Origin of the sequence: Rouxiella sp. Mn2063 (genome assembly GCF_049319665.1) — a bacterium.
Taxonomy (GTDB): domain Bacteria; phylum Pseudomonadota; class Gammaproteobacteria; order Enterobacterales; family Enterobacteriaceae; genus JBMOUD01.
This window is the reverse complement of the sequence record NZ_JBMOUD010000008.1, coordinates 205,538-220,350: the sequence shown is the minus strand read 5'-3', so window position 1 is coordinate 220,350 and position 14,813 is coordinate 205,538. Positions and strand designations below refer to the sequence as shown.

At 48.9% G+C, this 14,813-nt stretch carries 19 protein-coding genes; 8 read left to right on the top strand and 11 right to left on the bottom strand.

Annotation, left to right across the window (positions count from 1 at the left end; translation table 11 throughout):
• Positions 1-84: 84 nt before the first annotated feature.
• The gene (locus ACL9RG_RS13940) at positions 85-1,281 is read left to right on the top strand and encodes an MFS transporter (RefSeq protein ID WP_422793213.1); all 1,197 of its coding nucleotides are present in this window, start codon (positions 85-87) and stop codon (positions 1,279-1,281) included.
• Between the two features lie 170 nt (positions 1,282-1,451).
• On the top strand, positions 1,452-1,787 hold the full coding sequence (locus ACL9RG_RS13935; RefSeq protein ID WP_422793212.1) for a DUF2002 family protein: 336 nt from the start codon (positions 1,452-1,454) through the stop codon (positions 1,785-1,787).
• Between the two features lie 35 nt (positions 1,788-1,822).
• On the opposite strand, the gene ACL9RG_RS13930 is transcribed toward ACL9RG_RS13935, so the two are convergent.
• Positions 1,823-2,287 (bottom strand): DUF1198 family protein, encoded by a 465-nt coding sequence (locus ACL9RG_RS13930; protein WP_422793211.1) that lies wholly within the window; start codon positions 2,285-2,287, stop codon positions 1,823-1,825.
• Between the two features lie 190 nt (positions 2,288-2,477).
• On the opposite strand from ACL9RG_RS13930, the gene ACL9RG_RS13925 reads away from it, so the two are divergent.
• Positions 2,478-3,014 carry a class IV adenylate cyclase gene (locus tag ACL9RG_RS13925; protein WP_422793210.1) on the top strand — a complete coding sequence of 179 codons (537 nt, stop codon included), beginning with the start codon at positions 2,478-2,480 and terminating at the stop codon, positions 3,012-3,014.
• A gap of 39 nt (positions 3,015-3,053) precedes the next feature.
• Positions 3,054-3,935 carry a PhzF family phenazine biosynthesis protein gene (locus tag ACL9RG_RS13920; protein ID WP_422793209.1) on the top strand — a complete coding sequence of 294 codons (882 nt, stop codon included), beginning with the start codon at positions 3,054-3,056 and terminating at the stop codon, positions 3,933-3,935.
• A 70-nt stretch (positions 3,936-4,005) separates the two neighbouring features.
• On the opposite strand, the gene ACL9RG_RS13915 is transcribed toward ACL9RG_RS13920, so the two are convergent.
• Together ACL9RG_RS13915 and ACL9RG_RS13910 are read right to left on the bottom strand one after the other, a co-directional pair.
• The gene (locus tag ACL9RG_RS13915; RefSeq protein ID WP_422793208.1) at positions 4,006-4,464 is read right to left on the bottom strand and encodes a GNAT family N-acetyltransferase; all 459 of its coding nucleotides are present in this window, start codon (positions 4,462-4,464) and stop codon (positions 4,006-4,008) included.
• A 65-nt stretch (positions 4,465-4,529) separates the two neighbouring features.
• On the bottom strand, positions 4,530-5,237 hold the full coding sequence (locus ACL9RG_RS13910; RefSeq protein ID WP_422793207.1) for a GNAT family N-acetyltransferase: 708 nt from the start codon (positions 5,235-5,237) through the stop codon (positions 4,530-4,532).
• Between the two features lie 179 nt (positions 5,238-5,416).
• Here ACL9RG_RS13910 and ACL9RG_RS13905 point away from each other — a divergent pair, with 179 nt between their 5' ends.
• Positions 5,417-5,686: an AbrB/MazE/SpoVT family DNA-binding domain-containing protein gene (locus ACL9RG_RS13905; protein ID WP_422793206.1), complete on the top strand. Its 270-nt coding sequence runs from the start codon at positions 5,417-5,419 to the stop codon at positions 5,684-5,686.
• A gap of 2 nt (positions 5,687-5,688) precedes the next feature.
• Positions 5,689-6,048: a type II toxin-antitoxin system PemK/MazF family toxin gene (locus tag ACL9RG_RS13900; RefSeq protein WP_422793205.1), complete on the top strand. Its 360-nt coding sequence runs from the start codon at positions 5,689-5,691 to the stop codon at positions 6,046-6,048.
• 68 nt (positions 6,049-6,116) lie between these two features.
• Here ACL9RG_RS13900 and ACL9RG_RS13895 read toward each other — a convergent pair whose 3' ends face one another.
• The 5 genes from ACL9RG_RS13895 to ACL9RG_RS13875 form a co-directional block, all read right to left on the bottom strand.
• Positions 6,117-7,220, bottom strand: a complete 1,104-nt coding sequence (locus ACL9RG_RS13895; RefSeq protein WP_422793204.1) for a DUF2817 domain-containing protein — start codon at positions 7,218-7,220, stop codon at positions 6,117-6,119.
• A 186-nt stretch (positions 7,221-7,406) separates the two neighbouring features.
• Complete coding sequence (locus ACL9RG_RS13890; RefSeq protein WP_422793203.1) at positions 7,407-8,186, bottom strand: ABC transporter substrate-binding protein; 780 nt, start codon at positions 8,184-8,186, stop codon at positions 7,407-7,409.
• 256 nt (positions 8,187-8,442) lie between these two features.
• Positions 8,443-9,087: a glutathione S-transferase family protein gene (locus ACL9RG_RS13885; RefSeq protein WP_422793202.1), complete on the bottom strand. Its 645-nt coding sequence runs from the start codon at positions 9,085-9,087 to the stop codon at positions 8,443-8,445.
• Positions 9,088-9,302: 215 nt separating this feature from the next.
• Positions 9,303-9,584, bottom strand: a complete 282-nt coding sequence (locus ACL9RG_RS13880) for a hypothetical protein (protein WP_422793201.1) — start codon at positions 9,582-9,584, stop codon at positions 9,303-9,305.
• A 140-nt stretch (positions 9,585-9,724) separates the two neighbouring features.
• Entirely contained in the window at positions 9,725-10,600 is an 876-nt protein-coding gene (locus ACL9RG_RS13875) for a LysR family transcriptional regulator (protein ID WP_422793200.1), read from the bottom strand.
• Positions 10,601-10,719: 119 nt separating this feature from the next.
• Between ACL9RG_RS13875 and ACL9RG_RS13870 the strand changes: the two genes are divergently transcribed.
• Both ACL9RG_RS13870 and ACL9RG_RS13865 read left to right on the top strand, forming a co-directional pair.
• Positions 10,720-10,905: a hypothetical protein gene (locus tag ACL9RG_RS13870; protein ID WP_422793199.1), complete on the top strand. Its 186-nt coding sequence runs from the start codon at positions 10,720-10,722 to the stop codon at positions 10,903-10,905.
• A complete protein-coding gene (locus ACL9RG_RS13865) occupies positions 10,898-12,136 on the top strand; it encodes an MFS transporter (protein ID WP_422793198.1) in 1,239 nt (412 codons plus the stop codon). Before ACL9RG_RS13870 ends, ACL9RG_RS13865 begins: the two co-directional genes overlap by 8 nt.
• Before the next feature lie 51 nt (positions 12,137-12,187).
• On the opposite strand, the gene ACL9RG_RS13860 is transcribed toward ACL9RG_RS13865, so the two are convergent.
• The 3 genes from ACL9RG_RS13860 to ACL9RG_RS13850 all read right to left on the bottom strand — a co-directional run bounded on the left by ACL9RG_RS13860 (position 12,188) and on the right by ACL9RG_RS13850 (position 14,813).
• A complete protein-coding gene (locus tag ACL9RG_RS13860) occupies positions 12,188-13,216 on the bottom strand; it encodes a methionine ABC transporter ATP-binding protein (RefSeq protein WP_422793197.1) in 1,029 nt (342 codons plus the stop codon).
• A gap of 57 nt (positions 13,217-13,273) precedes the next feature.
• Positions 13,274-14,044, bottom strand: coding sequence for a MetQ/NlpA family ABC transporter substrate-binding protein (locus tag ACL9RG_RS13855; protein ID WP_422793196.1), 771 nt, complete (start codon positions 14,042-14,044; stop codon positions 13,274-13,276).
• Positions 14,045-14,147: 103 nt separating this feature from the next.
• On the bottom strand, positions 14,148-14,813 hold the full coding sequence (locus tag ACL9RG_RS13850) for a methionine ABC transporter permease (protein ID WP_422793195.1): 666 nt from the start codon (positions 14,811-14,813) through the stop codon (positions 14,148-14,150).

Genomic DNA, 14,813 nt, shown 5'->3' with positions numbered 1-14,813 from the left:
TAATTGTCATTTCCGGTATCACCGGCATGAAAAGATGTTTATGCTGTCATTTCACCAACTGTTTAGATTCTATCCAGGCAAGCAATGTCCCCGAGCAAATTTCAAACCAATCTACAGCTGAACAAGCGCATTATATCGATCGTTATTTTTACTTTTGTCTGTTATCTGAGCATCGGTTTACCGCTGGCGGTGTTACCGGGTTTTGTACATAACGGGCTAGGGTTTAACTCAGTATTGGCAGGATTGATTATCAGCCTGCAATATTTCTCGACCTTAGTGAGCCGGCCTCACGCCGGGCGTTATGCTGACCAAATCGGGCCGAAAAAGGTGGTGATTTTTGGTCTGGCCTGCTGTGGATTGAGTGGCTTGCTATATGTCTTGGCTTATTTCTCCACGGCGATACCGTTATTAAGTTTGATTCTATTATGCATCGGACGAGTATTGCTTGGGCTAGGCGAAAGCTTTGCGTCGACGGGCTCGATTCTGTGGGGAATTGGCGCGACTAACCCTATTCATACCGGGCGTGTGATTTCGTGGAATGGCGTGGCGACTTATGGCGCAATGGCTTTGGGTGCGCCGCTCGGCGTATTACTCAATATGCATTTTGGCTTACTTGGCGTGGCGGTATTTATCTTGCTGATTGCCGCGCTTGCTATCGCGCTGGCAAGTTCTAAACCCGCTATTGTGGTGGCGACCGGTAAGCGTTTGGCATTTCGCGCCGTGTTGGGCAAAATTTGGCTACACGGGTTAGGACTAGGCTTCGGGACTTTCGGTTTCGGTGTTATCGCTACCTTCATTACGCTTTATTATGCCGATAAGCACTGGGTTGGTGCTGCCTTCACGCTGTCGCTGTTCAGCGTAGGCTTCGTCGGAATGCGTCTGATATTTGGCAATATGATCTCGCGCTTTGGCGGCCTAAAAGTATCTCTGGTTTCCTTTGTGATAGAGATTGTTGGCCTGTTACTTATCTGGCATGGACATGACCCGATCACGGTGCAAATCGGCGCGCTGCTGACCGGCTGTGGTTTCTCGTTGATATTCCCGGCGTTGGGGATGGAAGCGGTGAAACAGGTACCCCAGCAAAACCAAGGCACCGCCTTGGGGACTTACGGTGCGTTCCTTGATCTCGGGCTGGGTTTAACCGGGCCTATCGCCGGACTGATTATTTCCCGCTTTGGCACGCCGTCAATCTATCTGGCAGCAGCAGGCATCGTATTGCTTGCTATTGCGGTTACCCTACGCATGATGAGCATGCAAAAGTCTTCATCATCATCGGAATAAGCCGGTATTTTTCCGCATGATAATCTGTTAGTAGCCAAGCGGTTAGTGTACTCAACGTGACGCTAACTGCTTGGATAATTCTGAAATAGCGCCAAATCGGCGACAAATGCATTGTTTGGGAAATTTATTACGGTAAGGTCGCTTTGCAGTTTTGAGAGCGAGGAGCGACCATGTATTTACGGCCAGATGAAGTGGCAAAGGTTTTAGAGAATTCAGGATTTCAACGTGATTTTATCGATGATAAAGCGTATGGCTATCGTCGGGGCGAGCACTATGTTTATGTAAACCGAGAAGCGCGGCTTGGCCGAACCGCACTGGTTATCCACCCTGCGCTACGCGAAAACAGCGAGCGCTTTGCTGAACCGACGTCGTCATTTCGTAGCAGCCACTTGTATACCGAGTTCCCCCTCGATTTAGAAAGTGAAACTACGGCGTATTACGGTATTGGGCACGGTTTTAGTTCCCGCCAGCTTCTAGCCAACTATCTGGAAAATGTTTTTAAATAGTCTGGCCTGATTGACCGGCAGGGAGCTATTGCCGGTCAATGCCGGGTAGAGCTATCGTCCAAATGTTGCCACTCGGTATTATACGTTTCGTTGTACTGACGACGGAACTGTGCCAATTCAAACGGCTCCAAATCTAACTCTGCAAAGTAAAACAGCGCCAGCTCGGCGTGCTCACTGCTCAGTTCCGGGTCCAGATGGGCGCGAATTAAAATCTGCCGCCAGCGGGCAATATTCTCTGCGGAATCATCTTTAATAAACGTTTGAAAGATAAAAACAATATAAGCCGCTTTGCGGATTTCTTCCGCATAACCACCGCTGATAGAACGAATAAACATTCGGCTTTGGCGCTCGCCCATTTCCAGCAGCATAGTGTCAATATAGGCCGGTTTTATCTTCAACAGCGCCGCCAATGAATCATTGGCTTTGCGGGTATCTGCGGTCATAAACCAATAACCAATGACGAATACCACCACAATGGCAGCAATCATAATCCAAATCATGCTGGACGTTCGCCTCCGAGCGCACCTGTCTTATACAAGAATGCGATGAGTTTATAGGGTTATGTTGCTTACGCAACCATGTGTCGCTTTTCCCATCATTTATCTGTGACAAGAACGTGCTAATGTTGAAGCCGATCTGAAAGTTAAGCTAACCATTGGTTAAACGAAACCATAAGATAAGGGAGTTAATATGGCTCGTAATGTTGAAATTAAAGCCCGCATTGATGATTTTTCTCAGCTTTACGCCAAGATAGCTCTGCTGGCTGACGGCCTCCCGGAGATCATTGACCAGGATGACACGTTTTTCTTGTGTCCGAACGGGCGTCTAAAACTGCGGACATTCTCGGCCAGCCGCGGGGAGCTTATTTTTTATCAACGCCCTAATCATGCAGGGCCGAAAACTTCATTTTATACGCTGAGCGAAACCCAAGACCCCGATAGCCTGCGCGAGACACTTAAGCTGGCGTATGGCGAAGTTGGCCGCGTTATCAAACAGCGCACACTGTTTATGGTGGGGCAGACGCGTTTACATCTTGACCAGGTGCAAGGTTTGGGAGATTACATTGAGTTCGAAGTGGTGCTCGATGATACGCAAACTCAGCAGCAGGGTATCGATATTGCTGAGGATTTGCTGGAACGCCTGGAGATTAATCGTCAGGAGCTGGTAGACCGTGCTTATGTCGATTTACTCAACGAAAAAACGCACAGAAAAAACACATCGCAATAACCTATAAAAACAGCAATAACGTATAAAAAAGGAGCCAAAATGTCTGTAACTCGTCGTTTTAAACAAGTGGATGTATTTACTCCCGTCGCGTTAAAGGGAAATCCGCTGGCGGTAATTTTTGATGCTGAAGGGCTCAGCAGTGAGCAGATGCAAGATATCGCCTGCTGGACCAACTTATCTGAAACCACCTTTATCCTGCCGCCGGAAGATCCGCGTGCGGATTATCGTGTGCGCATTTTTACCTCTGATAGCGAGTTGCCGTTTGCTGGTCACCCAACGCTGGGCACTGCTCATTCACTGCTAGAGTCTGGACTACAGCCGAAAACGCCAGGCTTACTACAACAAGAGTGCGGCGTGGGGCTGGTTGCCGTTAAAATTGCAACAGATAACAGCTTGGCATTTAGCGCGCCTGAGGCTGAAATTTTGCCACTTTCTGCGCAGCAGCTTGGGTTGCTTAGTGAGGTTTTAGGGGCCAAAGCCGGATTGGAAATGATCGCCGCCCAGGTGGTCAAAATGGGGATTTGTTGGCTGGTGGTGCGTCTGCCTGATGCGCAAACGTGCCTTGATGTACAGGTTGATGCCGACGCATTGGTACGAATCAAACAGGCCTGCGGCGTCAGCGGTGTGGCGGTGTTTGGTGTACATCCGCATGCTCAACCTGCCGATTATGAACTCCGGGCGTTTATTGTTGAGCAAGGCGTATTAATAGAGGATCCGGTTACCGGTAGCGCCAACGCCTGTCTGGCACGTTTGCTACAGGCCGAAAATTTCCCTGATGGAGAGAAAACACGCACGGGTTATCAAGTACGACAGGGAACTCAGCGCCAGCGGGCAGGGCAGGTTAACGTAGAGTTTATCGATGGTTTGCCGTGGATTGGTGGCATGAGCGTTACGTTGATTGATGGCACTATTACGGTATAAAGCAACGACTCGCGCTAAATGGTTAGCGCGAGCGAGCATTGTTTTTTATGACCAGAGTTTGAGGATCTGATTATCCCGCCAAGTCTTTAACCATATACACGCTAAGCGGATCATCGATATAACTGCCAAAGCATTCTGTTTGTTGAAAACCAAGGCGGCGATATAAACCGACAGCATGCGGCTGATAAATACCGGTTTCCAGATACAGTCGCGAGATATTACGCTTTCGCGCCTGGAGTTCCACCGCCTGAACCAATTTGACGGCAATCCCTTGGCCGCGGCAATGGGGATCAACAAATACGCGCTTTATTTCGGCAATCCCATCGGCAATATATAAACAGGCGCATCCTACCGCTGTGCCCGCTATTTCTGCCAGCAGCGGATAACTCTCCGCTTGCGCCATCACTTCCAGCGGCATGGTATAGTCGTTGGTCGCAGGATAGAGCGGCTTTTGGTAACTATCCAACTGATTAACCAACGCCACAAAACGATGGTCAAACAGCTCAACGCGAGTCAGAGTGACGGACATAATGGTTTGTTATCCTGCATTGAAAGCATATGCCTTGGTTTATCTCTTCAGCTTTATCCCCTCAACTACAAAGGCATAAACGCGTCGATCTTCTGTTTTTGCTGGCCGTTGGCGTCGAAGTTATTGGCATCTAACCAGCCCTGGAAGCCCAGTTTTACTTCTGGCCATTCGTGGTCGAGCATTGAGAACCATAACGTATCGCGGTTACGGCCTTTGACGACCAGCAGTTGGCGGAAGGTGCCTTCATATTGGAAACCAAATCGTTTAGCGGCGGCTGAGGATGCTTCGTTCATGCTGTGGCATTTCCACTCGCAGCGGCGATATTGCAGGGTATCAAACAGGTGGCTGAGCAGCAGATAAATCGCTTCGGTACCAAAGCGCGAACGCCTCATTAACGGCGTCCAGTTAACCCAACCAATTTCTGCCACGCCGTTCTCAGTATCAATACGCATTAGCGATACGCCACCAATAGCTTTGCCGGTTTGGTTATCGACGACCGCGAAAAATAGTGGGTCTTGGCTGGCGGCGTTACGGGCGATCATTGCGTCGCACTCAGCTTGGGTCTCTGGGCGATCGACGGAGAAATAAGTCCAGTCGCGATTATCTTCAACCAGATGCCAGGCTGTAAATAACTGCTCGCTGTGTTTGTCTACGTTGAGCGGTTCAAGGCGGCAATATTGCCCATTTAATTGGCTATGTGCCGGGCGTTGGCGAGGTTGCCAGGTGGGAAGTTCATCCCCGACAGGTTGTCCGAATTTATTTAATACAGCCATGAAGATATTCCATTTTATAGAGGGCTCTCTATAAAATCAGAAGATTGTGTTATCCGCAACGCCGTTTGCTGGCAATGTTAGCGTCAATGTACCGGGAATTATTTCGGTTAACGCCGTGTCAGCTAAGTCGTTTTAGTGCTACATTGAGTGCTACTTAGTAGCACTTGGAGGGGTTGGCTATGCAAACGGTGAAAATTCGTCAACAGGGAGGGGCAATGATTATCACGATTCCTAAGGATGTGGCCGCTGATCTAGGTTGGGCAGTGGGAACCGAGGTTGCAGTGGAGAGAAGTGGCGAGGGGTTAAATCTTAAGCCTGCAAAACGTAAAGCTCGTGGCGCTTTCACCGTGGCGGAGCTTCTGCAACAAATTGACCAAGATGAAATCGCTGCTTTTAACGAGGATGTTAAGGATTTCACTCATGCCGTTCCTAAAGGTAAGGAATACTGATTATGGGAAAGACGCCGCAAAAAGGTGATATCTGGCATTTTAATCCCGATCCTGTTTCTGGACGGGAGCTAAAAGGTCATCACTATTGCATCGTTGTCACGGATGAAGAACTCAATAAGGCACTTGGCGTTGCTATCTGTTGTCCTATATCCACAGTAGCGAGTGTTGCTCGCTCAACGGGTGTCACTGTCGCCGTTCAGCCAATGGATACTGAACGCGGTGATATTCGTGGCGTTGTTCTCTGTCATCAAGTAAAAGCGATAGATCTCATTGCCAGAGAGGCGACCTTTGAAACTGTCGCTGATTCAGGGTTGATTCAGGAAGTGGTGTTTAAACTAAGTAATCTCATCGATCCCCAGTAAGAGAAAACTCACTGCGAATCAATGATTAACTCCCTCCCAAACCCTGAGGTTTGGAAGGGTGAAGCGACTTAAAGGCTTTTGAGCGCCTTAAACGCGCGGTTAAAGATTTGCTGGGTGCGTAGCGCCGTTAACGCTTGCCAATCTTCATCCTGCGGATAAAAACCTTCTAATAACTCGCCTTTGATTTTTCTCGCCTGCGGGCTAGTGAGATCGCCAAAAAGATGCAGCCAGTGATCGTCGCGCACCAGATGATGCATGGTTTCACCATCGTAGGTGCCGCATTCAATGACCAGTTGCAACACCTGGCGACCCGGCAGATTATCCAGAATAAATTGCGAAAGATAGCCGGTGGCCGTGGCAGTAATACCGGTATTGGTACCGACGTTGGCACCGGTGATCACCACATTGAGCCAAGATCCGAAAATCTCCCTCGCCTGCTGTAACGCCGGATAGGCAGTTTGGGCAATCGCCATCAGCATTGGTGTGCCGTAAGCGCCCGCTCCGGTATGTAAATCAAAGCTGATAATAGACTCAGCCTGTGACAGATGAGCCTCAACGATCTTTTTCATGGTCAGCTGTGACCAACAAGCCTGTTGTCCGCCAAAGAAGATGCCGTCCGGATACTGATACTGCCCGGCCTCGACAATTTTCTTCACCTCAGACCAACCTTGCTCGTGAGTATATTTATCCATCAGATCGTCAGCATGAGCCCGCTGCGGGCCGTTAAGATCTTCGCAGAGATAGATCTCATGCAGATTCTCATACTGCGGATTCGGCGGCAGCGGTTGGCTGAAATCGACGAAGTTACGGTTAAGATCCAGATTGTCTTCGTTAACCCGGCGTAGATAAGCGGTACCCCAAGGATTAATCAGATGCACCATCACCACCGCCGTGTTCTCCGGTAGCGAAGCGGTGTTCCCTGCCTGCAGCCAAGCGATCTGGTTATCGGAGCCATAATAACCTTCAACCCCGTGCGTACCAGAAATCACTACCAGTAAGCGTTTAGCCTGCGGCGAACCAAAGGTTGCCACATCGGTCGCCAGCACTTCGCCGTTCGGACCGGCAAGCGGGTGGGAATACGTGGTTATCTGTCCACCAGCCTGTTGCGCCACGCTGAGGAAACGTTCACGCTGCGCGTTGAAATCAGGAAGGTGCGAATATCCTTGCAACATCTTAAACTCCTTGAGGAATGAAGGTCATATCCCCTCCATATTTGGCGTCATACATCTGATGGTCATGCTGACCAACCCGAATCACTTAGCGATGTAAGAACATCGGAATGCGTCCGCATGCCTCCCTGCCAATTATTTGGGGTACCGACTAAGCGCCTATAGCGATAGGCGCTTAGTCGATAATAATTAAGGTTTTTTATTATAGACGTCGAAAGTGAAGTATTTTTTCTCGAGCATCTGATAAGTGCCATCTTTATGCATCTGCGCTAACGCGCTATTGATCATCTTCACGCGGTCAGCATCGCCTTTACGCAAAGCGATGGCGGCCCCTTCACCTAAATAGTGAGTGTCAGTTAACGGTTTGCCGCTAAAGGCGAAATCTTTGCCCTGTGGCGTATTGAGGAAACCGGCGGTGGCAGTCGCAGAATCAGTCAGCGTGGCATCAACGCGACCAGAAATTAAATCTTGGTTCACAAAGTCTTGGTTCTGATAGGAAACCACGTCGACGCCTTTGCCCTGCCATTCGCCTTTGGCATAGGCTTCTTGCGTCGTGCCTTGCGCCACGCCAATGGTTTTGCCTTTGAGCGAGTCAACGGTGGGTTGCAGATTGCTGCCTTTTTTCGCAACCAGGACACTCGGCGTGTTGTAGAGCATATCGGAGAAATCAACCTGCGCTTTGCGCTTCTCGTTGATTGACATGGCTGATAGCACGGCATCAAATTTTTTGGCATCCAACGCAGGGATGATGCTGTCGTAGGCGGTTTCCACCCAGACACATTTCATTTTCAGGTGTTGGCAGATGGCATTACCTAAATCGATATCAAAACCGACTAAGTTGCCGTTTGCAGTCTTAGATTCAAAAGGTGGGAAAGTGGGGTCCACACCAAAGCTCAAAACGGATTCGGCATGTGCCAAAGAGCTAAAAGAGGCCATCGCGAATAAGCTGTACAGAGCAAATTTCTTCATTATATTTCCTCAAAATAACGCGATATCGTCAGGTCGAGCTGACGACATTGGTGCCTGCGGCAGGCTGATTAAGCAAGACGCATACCAACCCTCGGCCTATAAAATCTATTGAGGTGGGATGAGAGAGCGGCAATAGCTAATAAGGAAATTATCGGTGATAAGCGAGCGTGGAGATATCGTATTGCACCTAAAATGTGCAGGCAGTCGCTATGGCGACCGCCTTTGGTGCAATGGCGTCAAACAGCTGATGTGCTGTTTAATCTAGAACGCGTAAGTCGTCGTAAGAGACCATCACATGTTCTTGATAGGCTGGACGTTGGGTTAGGCGTTGGTAATAAGCGGCGAGTCTTGGTAAGTCTGGACGTTCGATTTCCATCGTAAAATAGCGATATAAAATATGACCAAACTGGATATCAGCCAGCGAGAAGTGCTCTCCAGCCAGATACTCGTGGCGACTGAATTGGTATTCAGCAATTTTTAAAATAGGGATGAGTTTTTGGATGGCATCGGCGATGGCTTTAGGGTCACGTTGACTTGGTGCCGTGCGCACGACACGCCAGAAAAGCGGTACGCCAAAATTTTGTGCAAAATTTAGTTTGGACCATTCAGCCCACATATCAACGGGGGCGCGTGTTGCAGGGTTTTGCGGCCAGAAAGGGGCACTGGCATAAGCGGAGGCCAGATAACGCAGAATTGCAGCGGATTCCCATAACGGCGCTTGTTCATCATCTTTTAGAACCGGCACTGTGCCGTTAGGATTCATCGACAGAAATTCGGGGGTATCATTACCGCCATATTTACCGCCAATATCAAACCGTTGGTACTCAAGATTTAACTCACCGATGCACCACATCACAGCTTGTACGTTCGATGACGTTTTTCTTCCCCATACTTTTAACATCGTGCTTGCTCCGCGTTGAATAAACAGCTGTAGGTCGATTGCCTTAATCAGTATGGCACGGAAAAAGACAGCAAATTATAACGTTTTTGTTGTCTTTTTTTGTCCAAGAAGAAGCGAGGGGGGAAGGGAACTAAAAGTAAAAGATGGTCTCCTGGTGGCAGGTTGCCTGAATCGCTGATTTAAGGCGGTTTTGCCTTTAACCTGCGGAATGTTTTTTAATTTTTTTGTATTTTTTGATTGTATTCAATCTGTGCAGACACTCTATTTTGAAACACTAAATCTACATCAATAGGAATTCGGAAACAGGAAATCATGTACCAAGTGTTGTTGGCTTTTTCGATGATATCGTCGACAAAAAAAGGGATGCTTTTTCTGACCTGAAACACCGTATAAATATCGCCTTCAAAATCGTCTAGTGACGGTTTGTTTTTTGATAATTTTGCCATATAAACAATGACATGTTCTTTTTCATACGTCTGAGTGATTTTACCTTTCATTGCGTTATCCCACGTTGGCAAACAGCTATATCGTAGACCTCGGGCGCGATGAAAATCTCCATCGAAAATCAGCCATTACGAATAAATTACACAGCGTTAACGTGGGGATAGCAGAACAGAAATCTGATTTACCAGATGCATCATATTGGTGAGTTATTTGAGAATTCATATTCTAGCGCTGTTATCACCGCCCGAACTTTAGCTGAACGCTGTAGGTCTGGATGTAATACCAGCCAGATATCGACCCAGTCTCGATTTTCAGGGAAGATGCGCACCAGTTTGGGGTCTTTATCGGCAATAAAAGAAGAGAGCAGGCCAATACCGAGGCTTTGGCAGGCTGCGCTGCGTAACAGCATTTGCGAGTTGGATTGCAAAACGACATTTGGGTGAGTCAGGTGTTCGCCACAGAAATTGTCCCAATGCCTTGGCACTAGCTCTTTTGGATGCATCAGTAAATCATGCCCCTGTAACTGAGTGCCTTTAACCGGAAGCCCTTTCTTGTGAATGTATTCCTCTGTGGCGTATAGCCCCATTTCGATGGTCGCTAAGCGCTTAATAATCAGCGTTTCTTCTTCTGGTCTGGCCCCACGAATAGCGATGTCAGCGCTACGGTACGAAATATCAGAGATATTAATCGAGGTTAATAGCGTCACGTTGATGTCAGGATATTGTACCCGCAGCTTTTTCAATGCCGGAATAACAAAAAACTCGGCCATGCTATCAGTGGTCGCAATACTGACATGACCGCTCATACTGTCGTCACCATTAGAGGCCTTACGACGGACGGACTGCATCGCGTTTTCCATCGTTATCACCTCAGGTAATAACGCCTCGCCTAATGAACTGAGGGAAAAACGCTTCGGTGTGCGAATAAAAAGTTTCGATCCCAACGCTTCTTCTAGCGCAGTAATGCGTCTGCCAACCGTAGCCTGATCAACCAGTAACTGGCTCGCTGCTTTGCGTAAAGTTCCACATCGCGCTAAGGCAAGAAAAAAGCGGGCGTCATCCCAATTCATGTTCTAGGTTCCTTTTGCGAGGATTTATTCTGGGCGGTATTGCAGGTGTTGAGAGTAAAGTCTTGGCTTCATCATAGAGGTCTTTCTGCCTGCATGTAAAAGACTAACGTGATGCAAAAATGCATCATCGTACAGCGATAATGCGCCTTATGCGTGATGATGTTTTGTGGTTACATACGCCCTATGTTGGATTTGAAAATCACCGTGATACAGATGGTTATAATGATTTATTACCTATCAGAGTGATGTTTTTAATTAAAATTGCTGAGAGACAAGCCAAGCATGGTGGAGATAAAAATGCCTGATAGCGTTACTAAGAAGAGTATTCGGGCGCACACGGCGCATTTTTCAATTTTACTCTTTCTGGCTTTGGCTTTAATGGCCGCGTTGCTAAATAGCAGCGCCCCAACGCCGCTTTACCCGTTGTATCAACATCAGTTGGGGCTGACGGCGGTTAGTCTGACCATTATTTATGGGGCCTATGCGGCTGGGGTTCTTATCTCACTATTTGGCGTAGGTAATATGGCCGGTAAAGTCCGGGATCTGCGCAGCATGATTTTACCTGCGCTATTCATGGTATTTTGCGGAGCACTATTATTTGCCATCGCTGATTCCTTTCAATGGCTCTTTCTCGCCCGCTTACTTGCTGGCATTGGCACCGGCGCGCTGACCGGAGCCGCAAATATCGCCTTACTACGTTTTGGTCCAAGGGATAATGGCAAAGCGGCAGCCTTGATTGCCACCTTGTCCTTTACCTTTGGGTTAGCATTGGGGCCCATTTTCAGCGGCATTGCTCTGCAAACTGGATTCCATACTACGTCATTAGCCTTCATGTTCATTATGGCGATGTCGTTGATTGCCGCGTTGGGGATAATCTTTACCTGGCCGAGAGCCGCCATTGCTAACCCGCGTGAGCAAACAGAGGATGGCCTTAAGCCGGCTAATAGCAGTTTACTGGCCGGGCTTCAGGCGACAGGTAAAAACTTCTTCTTATGCGCTATGGCTTTGTTTATGTGTTGGGCTATTGCTTCCAGTATTCTTGCCGTGGGGCCCAGCGTTTCAGAGTCATTATTAGGCGTTCATAGTCGCGGTGTTTATGGCTATGTGATCGCGGTTTATCTGATTATTGCGGGCATTAGCCAGATTTTAAGTCGCAAGGTGAATGCGCGGCAGGCTTTGATGTCTGGATGTTTCGCACAAGTCTGCTCACTCATGTTATTTGCAGCATCGGTTGAGTGGCATTCTGTGATACTGGCCTGTATCGGCATGATTATTGGCGGCTACGCGTATGGCGCAATCTTTGTGGGGAGCGCAACCTTGGTGAATATGATTTCGCCTAACGCCAGCCATGCGCGCTTGTTGTCTCTATTTTATGTCATTGCTTATGTGTCTAATTGGGTGCCTGTTTTACTCGGCGTGGTGATTGACCATGCCAGCCTGCTGCTTGCGGTTAACCTATTGTTTGGTTGCAGTGCGGTGATATGCCTTGCGTTAGCGCTAATGGTTGTCCGGGCTAATTTTCAAATTGCGCAATAACCCGCTTATAGAATGAGCTAATAAGCGGGTCATTAAACGCATGGATGTGGGCTACGACACCACTTCAATCCGGTCGGCAATGCGACCGCTTTGTGCCAATATGGCATCGACAGAGGTTGTGTCAACACGCACCTGCAATTGGCCGATAACCCGGCCTTGGATCTGTTCGCAGTTGCTATATAACAGGTGCGCATTTTCGCCCAAGGTGGCGGCGATGGTGGCAAGGCTCGGTTCTTGCCCGCTGACGCCGGTGTAATGCAGTGTCAGCAGTTGTTGGTTGGTTGAGGCGTCGCTCTGGTTATCAAAACGACTGTAATGCATGGTCCCCAACAACTTGTGCGTGACCTCGTGCTCAGGCGCGCCAAAGACTCGCCATACTTCGCCTTGCTCAATCAGTCGGCCTTGTTCGAGCACGGCCACACGGTCACACAGAGTGCGGATCACATCCATCTCGTGAGTGATTAACACAATGGTTAATCCCAGCCGCTGATTGATATCGCGCAGCAGCGCCAAAATGGTTTGGGTATTTTCGGGATCAAGGGCAGAAGTGGCCTCGTCACAGAGCAAAATTTCTGGCTGCAACACCAACGCACGGGCAATCCCCACCCGCTGTTTTTGCCCGCCAGAAAGCTGTGCAGGCCAACTGTGCTGGTGGCTTTCCAGTCCGACCAGACGCAGCATATCCTGCACTCGCTGCTTGCGTTCTGCCCGGGCAACCGCCGCCATGCGCAGCGGTAACTCGATGTTTTCCGCCACCGTTTTAGTGGCCATTAAATTGAAATGCTGAAAAATCATCGCCACCCGTCGGCGCAGGCTAAGTAGCTGAGGCGAGGAGAACTCACCGATGTTCTCCTCGTCAATAATGATACTGCCATCACCGGGGTCTTCTAGTCGGTTTAGCATACGTAGCAGCGTTGACTTACCGGCACCGCTACGGCCAATGATGCCAAATATTTCCCCCCGGCGAATATCCAGGCTGATGTTATGCAGGGCATGAACCCCGTTGGGATAATACTTATTAATATTCTCCAGCCGAATATGAACGGCAGGTGAATCCGTGTTGTGAACCCTGTTAGTCAAAGCGTGTTACTCCAGCAAAAACCACAATCCAGACACCGTTGGTGTGAAAGATAACGATTAGAACCCAGGCAGGATCTGGCCTTTATAGCGGGTAATAATAAAGTTACGCACTTCTGGCGAATTCAGCGCTTTGGCGAGTTTCTGCATCGCTGGGGAATGAATATTGTCCGGTCGGGCGACCAAATATTCGATATACAGGCTTTTACCTTTTTCTGATAACAGCGCGCTATTGGTATCGATGCCCGCTTCCAGCGCGTAGTTAGCAAATACAAACGCCAGATCAACCTGTTTCAACGCTCGCGCTAACATCGCGCCTTCCAACTCGCGGATGCGCAGATGTTTCGGGTTAGCGACAATATCCTGAGTGGAAGCTTGAGTATTGTTAGGATCTTTTAAGGTGATTAACCCTGCTTCACTTAACATCACCAGCGCCCGCCCGGTATTGACCGGGTCATTCGGAATGGCAACGTCAGCACCGTCTGGCAGGTCTTTAATCGATTTGTACTTCACCGAATAAGCACCGAACGGCTCGATATGCACCCCTACAACCGGGACCAGATTGGTATGACGGGTTTTGTTATATTCATCGAGGAACGGCAGATACTGATAATAGTTGGCGTCGAGATGCTTCTCGGCCAGCTGTTGGTTAGGCTGAATAAAATCGTTAAAGACTTTAATCTGTAAATCCACGCCTTCTTTGGCCAGTATCGGCTTAACAAACTCCAAAATCTCGGCGTGTGGCACCGGCGTTGCGCCGACGACCAATTTCTCATTAGCCATCGCCGATACGGCAAACAGTGATAGCAGTGCGACAAGTATTTTCTTCATTGCAGTGACCCCATGTAATTTATTATTGTTTAATAACGAATGAATTACGTTTAACTTATTGTTTTAAAATGTTTATTTTAAATTTCGTATTTTAACTAACGTATTAGTGGCGACTAAAGTGACGCACCAGACGATCGCCGCTCATTTGCAGCGCCTGAACCAAGGCGATAAGCAGCACCACCGTCACCACCATCACATTGGTCTGGAAGCGTTGATAGCCAAAGCGAATGGCTAAATCACCCAGTCCGCCGCCGCCGATAACGCCTGCCATCGCGGTGTAATCGACCAGCACAATAGCGGTGACGGTAACCGCAGCAATCAGGCCGGTGCGAGACTCGGGCAATAAGGTGTGCCAGATAATCTGTCGGGTATTGCCACCCATCGACCCGGCCGCTTCTACCAGCCCGTAATCCACCTCACGCAGGGCCGTTTCCACCAGCCGGGCGAAGAACGGCGTACAGCCGACAACCAGCGGTGGAATGGTGCCGACCACGCCTAGTGCGGTCCCGGTCAATAGCGTGGTAAAGGGGATGAGAACAATCAGCAAAATGATAAACGGCAGCGATCGCACCACATTCACGCACAGCGAGAGCAGGCGATAGAGCACCGGCGCATTAAGCAGGCGTGACTGGCTGCTTAAATACAACACGATGCCCAGCGGCAACCCGAACAGCACGGTAAAGCCTAAAGATATGCCGAGCATGCTTAAGGTATCGAGACAGGCTTGGCCGATGTCATCCCAGTTGAGGCTATTAAAAAAATCGAGCAT